At 39.2% G+C, this 12381-nt stretch carries 11 protein-coding genes and 1 pseudogene; 2 read left to right on the top strand and 10 right to left on the bottom strand.

The features are described 5' to 3' along the window. Window positions 1-370: 370 nt before the first annotated feature. The 6 genes and pseudogenes from ADICYQ_RS05000 to rpmH all read right to left on the bottom strand — a co-directional run bounded on the left by ADICYQ_RS05000 (window position 371) and on the right by rpmH (window position 4026). On the bottom strand, window positions 371-889 hold the full coding sequence (locus ADICYQ_RS05000) for a DUF2480 family protein (RefSeq protein WP_020894055.1): 519 nt from the start codon (window positions 887-889) through the stop codon (window positions 371-373). After that, a complete protein-coding gene (locus tag ADICYQ_RS29550; protein WP_020894054.1) occupies window positions 886-1059 on the bottom strand; it encodes a hypothetical protein in 174 nt (57 codons plus the stop codon). Before ADICYQ_RS29550 ends, ADICYQ_RS05000 begins: the two co-directional genes overlap by 4 nt. Next, window positions 1056-1574, bottom strand: coding sequence for a tRNA (adenosine(37)-N6)-threonylcarbamoyltransferase complex dimerization subunit type 1 TsaB (tsaB, locus tag ADICYQ_RS04995; protein ID WP_020894053.1), 519 nt, complete (start codon window positions 1572-1574; stop codon window positions 1056-1058). The genes ADICYQ_RS29550 and tsaB overlap by 4 nt, the downstream gene beginning before the upstream one ends. Window positions 1575-1789: 215 nt before the next feature. After that, window positions 1790-3449 (bottom strand): annotated as a pseudogene (locus ADICYQ_RS29545) (S41 family peptidase). Beyond that, window positions 3446-3703, bottom strand: coding sequence for a ribonuclease P protein component (locus ADICYQ_RS04985; RefSeq protein ID WP_316929264.1), 258 nt, complete (start codon window positions 3701-3703; stop codon window positions 3446-3448). Before ADICYQ_RS04985 ends, ADICYQ_RS29545 begins: the two are co-directional and overlap by 4 nt. Before the next feature lie 164 nt (window positions 3704-3867). Next, a complete protein-coding gene (gene rpmH, locus ADICYQ_RS26605; RefSeq protein WP_020894049.1) occupies window positions 3868-4026 on the bottom strand; it encodes a 50S ribosomal protein L34 in 159 nt (52 codons plus the stop codon). A gap of 117 nt (window positions 4027-4143) precedes the next feature. Here rpmH and ADICYQ_RS04980 point away from each other — a divergent pair, with 117 nt between their 5' ends. After that, window positions 4144-5787: a M61 family metallopeptidase gene (locus ADICYQ_RS04980; RefSeq protein WP_020894048.1), complete on the top strand. Its 1644-nt coding sequence runs from the start codon at window positions 4144-4146 to the stop codon at window positions 5785-5787. 295 nt (window positions 5788-6082) lie between these two features. Here the strand turns inward: ADICYQ_RS04980 and ADICYQ_RS04975 are convergent, their stop codons facing one another. The 4 genes from ADICYQ_RS04975 to ADICYQ_RS04960 all read right to left on the bottom strand — a co-directional run bounded on the left by ADICYQ_RS04975 (window position 6083) and on the right by ADICYQ_RS04960 (window position 10788). After that, window positions 6083-6799 carry a hypothetical protein gene (locus tag ADICYQ_RS04975; protein WP_020894046.1) on the bottom strand — a complete coding sequence of 239 codons (717 nt, stop codon included), beginning with the start codon at window positions 6797-6799 and terminating at the stop codon, window positions 6083-6085. A gap of 17 nt (window positions 6800-6816) precedes the next feature. Continuing rightward, on the bottom strand, window positions 6817-8865 hold the full coding sequence (locus tag ADICYQ_RS04970; RefSeq protein ID WP_020894045.1) for a M16 family metallopeptidase: 2049 nt from the start codon (window positions 8863-8865) through the stop codon (window positions 6817-6819). Window positions 8866-8884: 19 nt separating this feature from the next. Beyond that, entirely contained in the window at window positions 8885-10219 is a 1335-nt protein-coding gene (locus tag ADICYQ_RS04965) for a M16 family metallopeptidase (RefSeq protein ID WP_020894044.1), read from the bottom strand. A gap of 122 nt (window positions 10220-10341) precedes the next feature. Beyond that, a complete protein-coding gene (locus ADICYQ_RS04960) occupies window positions 10342-10788 on the bottom strand; it encodes a DUF2383 domain-containing protein (protein ID WP_020894043.1) in 447 nt (148 codons plus the stop codon). A gap of 152 nt (window positions 10789-10940) precedes the next feature. Between ADICYQ_RS04960 and ADICYQ_RS04955 the strand changes: the two genes are divergently transcribed. Next, the gene (locus tag ADICYQ_RS04955) at window positions 10941-12149 is read left to right on the top strand and encodes a CehA/McbA family metallohydrolase domain-containing protein (protein WP_020894042.1); all 1209 of its coding nucleotides are present in this window, start codon (window positions 10941-10943) and stop codon (window positions 12147-12149) included. The last annotated feature ends 232 nt before the right edge of the window (window positions 12150-12381 follow it).

Raw genomic sequence — 12381 nt, 5'->3', positions numbered from 1 at the left:
ATATCCGAATAAATTCGAATCGTCAGGTTTTAAATTTTAACTATCTTACACTACTTCAAAGAACTTATTTGGACAACTTTTTTGTCCACTTGCTGTGTCTTACTTTCTTTATTTAAAAGTTTGTTTCAGAACAGGTTTGCAAATGTAAAACAAATATTTGATGTTTTAAAATTATTGAGAGAAAAAGTTTTAATAAAATTTTATTCTCTTTTTCAAATTAAAACAAAAGTTTATTTCTCTATTTGCTTATTCCCTCGAGCGTCTCTCATTTGGGAATGCAAACATAGGGCTCTTTTATGAATATGCCAAGCCCTTATCTAAAATAATTGGTGAATATCTTTTAACCCACTCAAAAACAGCCCGATATTAATTAAACTATTTTACTCCTCGGTCTTTTGAATACTGGAACAGTGCTACAAGGCTCTCCAAACATCACGCTTTTTGCTATTGGCATTACTTTCTTGACAATCTCTCCATAGGCATAATCAGGAATGGACAACTTGCCACAGCCTTTTATTACCACTGGTCTATCTTCAACATAAGCCAAGTCAAGCGCATTCAGCGCACCACTTATAAGGTGTTTCTCTAAATCATCAATACTTCCTATGATCACTTCCTTTGCTACAGGCTGTAAATTTACCATCGCAAGCATGTAAGCCCATTTGGGAATGATGGCGTCAGTCGAGCAAGTAATGGCCACCAGCTTGTCAGCATAAAGCGACCAGTCAAGATTTTTAAAGCTTTCGCGATAATCCCTTTCTTTAATCACCAAGCCCTGAAACAAAAAGGGCTCCAAATCAAATACCACCCGTTCTCCTGTAGTATAATAGGTCTCCAAATCGATGGTAACCATAGAACTGTTGGCTACCCTGTTTATAATTTCGCTCATAATAGTAATGGGTTCTTCTTTGATTTTAAAACCAAGAACTCTTTTAAGTAGTTCGGCTCGAAGTAAGCTATGTCTTCAAAATCCTTGTTCACAAACTTGCGATAAGCCAATTCACCTAAACTAGCTGCAGAATTTAGCTTGTCAATGTATCGGGCATTGCTATTATTCAAGAACTCCTCTGTTTTTTATTGGCATTGCCCAAGAAATAAACTGTTCCGCTAGCTAAGAAATCTCCAAATACTCCCTCTTCCAAAATCACAGGCTTCAAAGGATCTATGGTCTCGCCATTAGCGTCCAATACTTTGGCATAGACCTCCATTCGACGGGCATCAATCATCGGCACAATAAAAGACCCTGATTCCACCTGCCCTACCAATTGCCAACCAAGCCCATCCAAACTATCTATACCAATTAAAGGCAAGTCATGAGCAAAGGCAAGACCTTTGGCAGTAGAGACCCCAATTCGCAAGCCAGTATAGGATCCAGGCCCTTGGGCTACCGCAATGGCATCGAAACTGCTGATGCTATAATCAGCCTCCTGCAACAAGCTTTTTATCAATGGCACCAATTTACTACCGTGTACATTGTCCTGGTGCAATTCAGAAATAGCAAGAAGCTTGCCATCCTCATGGATCGCTATGGAACATACGGCAATTGAGGTTTCTATGGAAAGGATTTTACTCATGTATAATAATAGTATAAGTATGGCATATTTAAATCAAGCAACTGGAACCGAATCGTAGTAAAAAGCAAACGGCCGCTTCACAATAGAGCAGCCGTTTAATATTACTTCAATTTTGTGATGTTCATCTTACTAGCTGCTCAAGTGATTCACTACTCAAAGTATGGGCAGCGTATTAGGATGATTTATCAGGCAAAACGAAGAGGTAAATGATTTGCTTATTTTACCGGAGTCAAATAAGAAGCATAAACTTCAGCGTCGGCAAATACCTTCAAAGCGCTTTCAATCTCCGGATCTTGATCCAATGAAGCTTCTATTACCCCATTTTGATAATAATACCTGGAAACAATCTCATCCTTTAACGCTTCTTTAATTTCGTCTTTAAAAGTAACAAGGTCTTGCTCTTTGCTATGACTAACACTTTTCTTCAAATTCTCAAGCGCTTCTTTGATATCACCAAAGTACTTTTCACGCTCAGAATACTTCTCAAGGTCTTCTATCGTTTTTTCCACCCTTGTCGTATAATCGTATTCTTTGTCCTGAAGCCAATCAACAAAAGAGGTATACAGTTCCTCACTCACTTCAAATTCTCTTGGCTTAACGATGCTATCATGTTTTAAGGCAAATTCGCTAACAAACTAAAACCAGACTTCTTGTAACCAAACTATAAGTAATTGGAGCAAAACTTCTTGAGCTTAATTCAACGTCAGGTTCAATGCCTGCCCCATCATATACGGTACGGCCATTTTTGGTTTGAAATTCTTTTCTTAAGGAATCAGCCACATAAATTCCATTTCCATCTTCGTCTTTTTTGCTGTAATCAATCGCTTGGATACAACGACCACTTGGAATATAATACTTCGCCGTCGTGAGTTTCACCTGAGAATTGTAGGACAAAGGAATAGTACTTTGTACCAAGCCTTTCCCAAAGGAGGTTCTACCTACCAAAACTGCCCGGTCATAATCCTGCAAAGCACCCGCAACGATTTCTGAGGCTGAAGCGCTTCGTTCATTGATCATCACTACTAAAGGAATTTCTTTGTCAAGAGGTGAAGCCCTGGTTTTATATTCAGAAAGCACTTTGTCCAATTTCCCGATGGTCTTAACTACTTCCCGGCCTTTAGGAATAAAGACATTCACAACATTCACCGCCTCCAGCAAAATACCACCTGGATTATCTCTTACGTCTAATATGATTTTTTTTGCTCCCTGTGCTTTAAGATCTTGTAATGCCAAAGCCACATCTTGCCCAGCATTGGTTGTGAAGTCGGTCAATTTAATATAGCCGGTTTCACCTTCTACCATTCCGTAGTAAGGCACATTACTGATCACAATCTTTTTCCTGGTAAGTTTAACCGTCAGGGTATCTTCACCACGCTTGACCACTACTTCCACTTCTGTATTGGCAGGGCCTTTAAGCAACTTTGAAATATCTCCAGTATTTTCATTAATTACATTAACAGTATCTACCCTCAATAACTCATCTGCCACCTTCAACCCTGACACCTGAGCAGGAAAACCTTCATAGGGCATCATGATCATGTTTTTACCAAGGCGATTTCCAATTAAAGCACCTACTCCACCATATTCTCCAGTCGTCATTACTCTAAAATCATCTGAACCTTCCTCAGGAATAAATTCTGTATAGGGATCAAGTTCGGCAAGCATGGCATTAATGCCTACAGTAACCAATTCAGTGGGGTCAATTTCATCAACATAATAGGTGTCAAGCTCCCTTATCAAGGAAGCAAAAATATCCAGGTTTTTGGCCAGTTCAAAAAGTTTGTCATTCTTAGGATAAAAAGACAGTGTTAAAACTGCGATTCCTATTACAGTAAGGCTAGTAAAAATGCCTTTACGGGAAATAAATTTATTCATTCTTGAGGTGGTTTTGCTACAGGTACTTTCCTAAGGACCTTTATGACTTTAGGGGATATATCATGATACCCCATTAAATCATTTGAAACGTAAATTAAAGCGATAAGTTTTTTGGACCCCTGTGTAGAAGGAAGGAGGTGCTTGTTGAGACGGTAAGCCTCTTTTACCCTCCTTTTAATATAGTTTCTGTCTGTAGCGTTTTTAAGCTTCTTTTTAGAAACAGATACCAGTAATTGATTGTCAGAAATCCCCAATTCATCAAGATACAATACCTTGAAGGGATATAAAAAAAAGAGGAACCTTTATCAAAAAGTTCCTTTATTAACTTTTTGGAGTGTAATCTTTCATTCTTTGAAAATTTACATTCCATAAAATAGCACTGAATAAATTACCCCATAAATATTAAAATGGGAGAGAATTATTTCTTAAGGGTCTTCTCAGAAGATACCGATAACTTATGTCTGCCTTTTGCTCTTCTGGCTTTAATTACTCTTCTGCCATTAGAAGTAGACATTCTCTCTCTGAAACCGTGCTTGTTTCTTCTTTTCCTGCGGGAAGGTTGAAATGTTCTTTTCATTATTGCTATATTTTAATCGCTTGATTCTCGTTTTTTAAAGGATTGCAAAGATAGAGAGGTTTTTTTTATTTACAAACCAGTGGCTTACTTTTGTTTAAGACCATTTCAATACATTTCATGAAATATACCCTAAGTTCACCCTTACCAACGTCACAAATTCTGGAAATTCAACTGGAATTTAGCTGTAATAAAGACGAAAAAATTGACCTTCAATTGCCTTCCTGGCGCCCTGGAAGGTATGAAATAGCCAATTATGCCCAATATATCAGAAGATTGGAGGTCACCGGTCCAGACGGAGAAGTGACTTCAAAAAAACAAACAAAAGATCTTTGGACATTTTTTGCAAAATCAGCAGGAAAGTATAAAATTTTTTATTCTTACCACGCAGCCCAGCTCGATGCAGGTGGTTCATGGGTAGCTCCCGACCAGATTTATCTAAATTTTATAAATATTTGTTTTGCCATTTCTAATAGATCTGAAGAAAATATAATCGTTAAACTGGACCTTCCCCAGAATTATCAGGTGGCTTGTGCCCTGCCTCAAGAGAAGAAACACACACTTTTGGCTAGCGATTATCAGGAATTGGTAGACAGTCCTTTTTTGGCAGCCGTAGATTTACATCATAAAACCTATAAAATAAAAGCGACTACCTTTCATCTGTGGGTGCATGGTAAGGTGTTTTTTGATTGGCCAACGGTATTAAAAGAATTCAGCAGTTTTACCGAAAAACAAATTGATGATTTGGGCAACTTCCCAGCTGAAGACTATCACTTTCTTATCCACATGTTACCATTTCCTCATTACCATGGCGTGGAACACCAGTATTCTACGGTGATTACCCTTGGTCCTGACCGCTTATTCAAAACTGAGGAAGGTATGGACAGGCTGATGGGCATATCTTCTCATGAACTTTATCACTTCTGGAATGTATGCCGCATTCGCCCAAAGGCCATTCAACCCTATGACTTTTCCCGTGAAGCCTATTTAAAAGAAGGACTTATTGCTGAAGGGGTTACCACTTTTATGGGGGATTTTTACTTGCTAAAATCAGGGTACTATTCATCAGAAAGGTATTTGGAAGTTTTAGAAAAGTTGATGGAAAGAAGCTTTGAAAGCTTGGGTTGGGAGAATCAATCCATCGTGGATTCAAGCTGGGACCTGTGGCTCGATGGTTATAAACCCGGCGTACCGGACAAAAAAGTAAGCATCTATACCCATGGAGCACTTTTAGTGTTGGCTATGGATGTCATGCTTATGAAAAATGAAAAGCGCATGCATGCTGCTATGCGTATCATGTGGGAGCGCTTTGGCAAAAATGCTACCGGCTATGAACTGATAGACTTTGAGCAAGTAGTCATTTCTCTGGCAAAGGATCAAGAAGAAATGCGGCAGTTTTTTAAAGCTTATGTTTGGGAAAAAGGCGATTTATTCTCCTTGCTGCAAATGCTATTGCCTTTAATAGGGCTTCAAGTAGAAAAAAGAAGTACCCTGATTCCTTTACAAAGTGACTATGGAATAATTACAGATTCGAAAGGTCAAATAATAAAAATCCATCCTAAATCCCCGGCTTTTAATGCACTGATGATAAAAGACAAGGTATTGTCCTATGCTTTATCCATTGATGGCCTCCACATGCAAATCAACAGATGGGGAGAAACAATTGCGATAAGTTTACCTATTGAAAACACACTATTTTATGCAACTTATAAAATCACTCTCAAAGGTGATCCTTCTCATTTCAGCAAGTTTGTGGATCTTTAAATGAGGTTTGAAAGACAGGCGAAAAAGTAGGCCAGGATGACCCAATTAGATCAAAAATATGTCCGCATTGTTGCCTTCTTTTGCAACAATGCGGACAAAATTCTTTCGAATATTTCTTTAAACCATGGGCCTTCACCAAAAATTTGAATCTCCTCTTCATCGCTGATGTTGAAAACAGCAAAGAGTTGGGTTATTTTGAAGTGATTTCAGCCCAAAATAGAAAGGCTATCGCCTATTTTGGTTAAAGCTAATTTAAACAAGAAGAATAGGAAAAGGGACTTTAAAGTCCCTTTTCCTATTCAAATAAAGAATTGTCGAGCGGTTCATTCAACGCTATACTGACAACATGCGTCTCCATGGGCACCGGTAACATCGGATTTGAAATGGTTACTTTCATCGGGAACAATATGCCTTCGACTTCTTGATAATCATCAAACTCTACATCTCCTGCAACGTCTGCAACCATTTTTAATTTAAGCCCTGAGGCCACGCTAAAATATTCCTTGCTTTCAAGTCCCGCAGAATTCGTAACCAGCAACATATAGGCATCTTCACCTTTAATTGTAGCATTTTCGCCTTTGGTCACTGTAAACCCCATTTCCTCATAATACAGCTCAGGAAAAGCATAAATATTTGTTTTGAGGGTTTCCAGTTCGTCAGCTGAAAGAGATTTCACCTGCCCCATAGCGCTCATGTAACCTTCTTCGTTTTTTACTACTGTCTTCTGAATCACACTTCCATTGACTACCATCTGTTGCATCAAACGCATCCCTTCCATGTCCCGATTGGTGTCAATTTCAATTTTCATACCTTGAATTTCAGCCTCCATTACCAAAACAATGGTCTTGATTCCTGTAATTTTCTCCTCCCCTCCTATGGCTTTAATATAATCCTTTATTATCTCCTGTGGGGTTTTCTCTGGCAAAGGACCTGTTCTCGAAATGGAATGTGCAACGACATTCCCGGTCACAAACAATAGGGCAATAATTAAAGGGAAAATATGTTTTCTCATCGATATCATGTCTATAATTAATTAAAATCTTGGTCAGCAACAGGGACATTCAATTCCACCTTTGTAACCTCTGTTTCAAGAGGAACAGGTAACATCGGGTTTTTAATGGACATTTTTACTGGAACCATGACACCATCAAATTCCTTGTATTCATTAAAAGTAGTGTCACCAGAAAGCTTGTTTTCACTTCTTAGCTTCAATCCATTTTCAATACTGTAATAGTTGATTACTTGTCCACCAGTGGGATTGGAAATGATGACTTTATAAGTCGCCTCTCCTTCCACATCTGCAGCCCCATCAAGAATAAGTGTGTAACCCATGATTTCATAGTACAGTTCAGGTATTAACCATAGAGAAGCCATTTTAACATCTTCGTATTGTTCATCCGTCAAGGTTTGAGATTTACCCATAGAACTGACTGTAGCCTTCCCGTCTTTTACTATGGTCTTGGAAACTTCATTCCCCATAACAATGACTTTTTGCGCCAAACGCTGGTTTTCCACGTCATAAGCAGCTGTCATATCCAGTTTATTACCCTGAACTTCGGCCGACATTTCCAGCTTAGCTGTTTTAATATTTTCCACTGCAGACACACCACCAACTGCTTCAAGGTAGTCAGCCACAACATCCGAAGCCGTTTTATTGTCATCAGACAATTGAATTTCCTGAACCTCTTCCCCTTTGTAATTGTACATGGTTGCTTCACCAAATTGGGACAAGCCTTCTTTTATAGCAGAACCATTCCCAACCACTGTAATGTACATGTTATCAGGCTTAAGGTATTTGGCTGCAGCTTCATTTATGTCGGCAACTGTTAGGGCGTCAAGTCGCTGTAAGTAGCTGCTGTAAAAATCTTCAGGCAAATCATACCTGTCAATATTAATCGCAAAAGTTGCAATATTATTGGGATTTTCAAGAGACCTTCCAAACCGACCGCTTAGGTTTGCTTTGGCTGTTTCTAGCTCCTCTTCTGTGATTCCATTTTCCTCAAGATTTCTGATTTCATGAATCATTTCATAAACAGAAGAATCTGTCACTTCATTTCTTACAGAAGTACTGGCAGAAAACCGAGCGATGAGTTTATCAGACCCAAAACTTGATCTTGCCCCGTATGTGTAACCTTTGGTTTCCCTTAGGTTGCCATTGAGTCTGGAATTAAATCCTTCACCTAAAATGAAATTCATTACTCTCGTTGCCATATAATCTGGGTTGGTAAGGTGCATCTCCACAGGAAAGGCAATGTTAATTACCGACTGAACAGCAGAGGAGCGATCCAAAAGTGCTACTTGATTTTCATCAGGAAGCTCAGGTTTTTGATAGTCAAATTTAGGAACATCTCCTTTTTCCCAAGACCCAAAATATTTGTCTACCAAAGTTTTTGCTTCTTTGGCATCAATGTCACCCACTATAGCCAAGTATGCAATATTGGGTTTGAAAAAGGTTTGGTAATATTCCTTTACATCGTCCAGTGTTACCTTCTCTACCGTTTCGGCAGTCATGGTTTCACCATAAGGATGCTCTCTGCCAAAAACCAGGGCATTGGAAATAACGCCTGCCAAATAATCAGGATCATCTTTAGAGGAAGCCAATGAAGTAAGTGTTTGCTTCTTTAACTTGTCAAGTTCCTCTTGTGGAAAAACTGGGTTATAAAGCACATCAGTCATTAAATCCAGGATTTTTTCCTGGTGTTTTTTAAGGGATGATCCGGAAAGAGAGGTGGAACCAGCTCCCAGAGAGGCTCCTACAAAGTCAATTTCTTCATCGAGTTGTTCTTTTGTTCTAGAGGAAGTTCCTGCCATCATCATGTCTCCAACAAAACCAGTCAATCCTGCGTTATCGCCTTCAAAAAGCGGGTCCCTGTTCAGGATTAGGTAAAATGCCACCCTTGGCAATTTATCATTGGGTACGACAAAAACTTTCAAACCGTTGTCCAGCGTAAATGTGGCCGGGTCGGTAAATTCAATTTTGGGTGCTGGGCCCGGAGGAGGTAATACACTCCTGTCAACTTGTGCTTGTACTCCAAAGGAGGTTAGTACAGCAAAAAGCAATATATATAAGGTCTTCATTTTTCTAGCTTTAGGGTTTTTATTGGTTTTGAGCCGATTCCTGTGGCTTAGGAAGGTAATACAACACCACTCTGCCATCGAGAGTCAAGTATTCCTTGGCCACCCGCTGTATGTCCTCCTTACTTACTTTGCGGTACACTTCCAGCTCCCTATTGATATAATCCGTATCTCCATAGAACAAGCTGGCTTCAGCAAGATTTTGGGCGATCCCTTCAATGGATGAGTTTTTACTTACCAGGTTATTTTCAATGATGTTTTGCAATTTCTGAAAATCCTGATCCGAAATCCCTTCTTCCTGTACTTGCTTTATTAAGATATCAATTTCCTTTTCAAGATCTTCTGGAGCAATGCCCATATTGGCAATACCATACATTATAAAAATGCCTCCGTCTTCCAGGTCAAGCGGAATGGCTGCGACCACCAAAGCTTTTTGTTGTTTGTCCACAAGCTCCTTGGTCATTAGTGAAGATTTGCCTCCAGTAAGGTAAGTGGAAAGCATCTCCATGGCATAAGCATCTGGATGATTTTTTGGTGGAAGATTGTAAGCCTGAATAATTGCAGGTATTTGAATATTGTCATAGATAATATCTCTGATCTCTGTTTCCTTTTTCGGCTCTACAATATCTGGTCTATAGATGGCTTTCTTTCCTTGAGGAATCTCCGTAAAATATTCCCTTACCCACTCTTCCGTCTGAGAATAATCGATGTCACCGGCGATGGTGAGTATGGCGTTGTTAGGAACGTAGAAGTCTTTATAAAACTGCATGAATTCTTCTAAACTTGCCGCGTTCAGATGGTCTAGAGAGCCGATTGGAGCCCATTGGTAAGGATGCTCACTGTAGGCCCTTACTAAAGTTTCAGGAAGAATGGTTCCATAAGGTTGATTGTCATAACGCTGGCGTTTTTCCTCTTTCACCACTTCTCGCTGTGTTTCCAAACCTATTTCATCAATTTTTGCATGCAACATTCGTTCACTTTCCAGATAAAGTGACAGTTCCAGGTAGTTGGATGGCATTAATTCGTAATAATAAGTGATGTCATTACTGGTAAAAGCATTCAATGCACCACCATTGCCTTCTACCAAATCAGTATATTCACCTCTTTCGATATTTTCTGACCCCTCAAAAAGTAGGTGTTCGAAGAAATGCGCAAATCCGGTACGCTTTGGATCCTCATTCTTGGATCCTACATGGTACATCACTGATGTCACGACTATTGGTGTCTTGCTGTCTTTGTGCATGATCACCTTCAAACCATTGTCCAAAGTGAATTCCCTAAAATCAATTTTGGTCTGGCTAAAAGCTAAAGTTTGAATAAAACACAGCCCAACTAGCCAAATTAAAGGCTTTTTCATAGGTTTATAGTTATAGTAAAGTTGCTATTTATGCTTTTTAAAGTCCTCTCCTATTTAACACATGTACAGATTAATAGCCTAAATAATAGGAGTCGAATATATCGATTTTCCAGGCCAAGTGCTTAGAGTTTAATCTGTTCTACTAACGCTTTTATGGCAGCAAGGTTTTTTTCGTTCTGATCATCTAAGACCTCGAAAAACGCTTCCGAAACAAGTTCAGGATTCCTCAATAAAACGCCAAATTCTTCCATGCGCTTTTTTTCTTCTTCCAGGCAATATTTTGCTATCTCTTTTGTATTGTCATGATCGAGAGAAGTTTTAAAATTATTCCAAGACCTCGAAAACAAATTCATTAAACTCCCATCCTCAACAGGGATTCCTTCCAAAAGGTAAATCTCATCCTTGAGTGCACCTATCAATACCAATTTTTCTTTGGCTCTATCAATAAAAAACTCCCTTATTGTCCCTTCCTCCACATTCCTGGCAGCATCCTTATAACTTTTTATGCCATCATAAGTGTTTTTAAGTATCTGGTTCAGGTAATTAATCAATTTTGTCTGGTTAGCCATATAAAATTTTATGCCGGTTTGAAAGGTTAAATATATCAAAATGCTTTTATCCCTCCTATTGGACTGGAAATTAGCTTTCCTACCTGTTTGTTTTTAGGTATGCATTGAATATATTGCCCAAGCTTAACAACAACAACTTAGCCACAAAATCAATGAGAGCTTTTTCTATACCGGTAATCGTTACCTGTTTAAATTTATTTTTTGTTTTATCCTGCACGCAAAAAACAAGCCAAGAAGAATCAGGTAAAAACTGGTACAAAGGCAATCTGCATACCCATTCTTATTGGAGTGATGGAGATGAGTTTCCTGAAGTAATCATGAAATGGTACAAGGATCAGGGCTATCAATTTGTTGCTTTGTCTGATCACAATGTCTTCCAGGAAGGTGAAAAATGGAAAGCTATTAGAGCCGACAGTCTTTATAGAAATGCTTTCCAGAACTACCTTTCAGAATACGGTGAGGATTGGGTAGAATATGTTCAGGAGGAAGAAGAGCTGAAAGTGAAATTGAAAACTTTCGAAGAATATGGCCCCCTCTATGAGGAAAAAGAAAAATTCATCATGATCCCTGCTCAGGAAATCACTGCTGATTTTGAAGGGAAACCCTTGCACCTCAACCTTACCAATCTGGAAAGGCTTATTACTCCAATGGAGGGAGGCAGTGTAGTTGAAGTCCTTCAAAACAATATCAATGCAGTTTTGGAGCAAAGAAAAGCCTCTGGCAAACCAATGATGGTGCATATCAATCATCCAAACTTCATTTGGGCCATTACGCTTGAAGACATGATCCGCCTAAAAGGCGAACGGTTTTTTGAGGTTTATAACGGGCATCCTGCGGTTCATAATCTAGGAGATTCAACCAGAATTGGCTATGAAGCCATGTGGGATTTTATCAATATCGCTTATTTAGAAAAGGGCCAACCATTGATTTTTGGCCTGGCAACAGATGACAGTCACAACTACCACAAACAAGGTGCGAAATTTAGCAACGCCGGCAGAGGTTGGGTCGTTGTTGAGGCAGATTCTTTGGCGCCAGATACAATGGTAGAAGCTTTAGAAAGAGGGGATTTCTATTCTACAACAGGCGTAGAACTGGAAAAACTAAGTTATTCAAACAATGTTTTAGAGGTTGCGGCCCTTCCTAAGGAAGGGGTAAATTACACCCTGGAGTTTATTGGCTGCAAAGAAGGTGAAAAAGACACCCAGGTATTAAAGACCGTTGAAGGCAATGCAGGATCTTTTGAGGTAAGTGCTGATCTGCTATTTGTAAGGTGCAAAATCACCTCTTCTGAACCACAGCACAATCCTGTAGAAAACATGAAAAATCAACTGGCCTGGACCCAGCCGGTAAGGCCTGAGTAGAATTCAGAAAGTAAATTAAACTAGCCCTTAGGTTATTTATAATTAAGTCTTAGAGCGAATTGCTGAAAACGATAGATAGGAAGGAGTAGATGCAATCTTCTCCTAGTGCGGTGATAAAAGTTGAAAACTTTCGTCATTTTGGGTGACCAGACTAGAGTAGGCTCTCGAGAAGGCGCTAAGATTTTTAAAATACTTCTTTGCGACTCCGCGACTCTGCGTGCAGCTTTCAACG

It is taken from the genome of Cyclobacterium qasimii M12-11B (assembly GCF_000427295.1).
GTDB classification, from domain to species: Bacteria; Bacteroidota; Bacteroidia; order Cytophagales; family Cyclobacteriaceae; genus Cyclobacterium; species Cyclobacterium qasimii.
The sequence above is the reverse complement of the archived record's forward strand: the minus strand, read 5'-3'. Positions and strand labels throughout refer to the sequence as shown.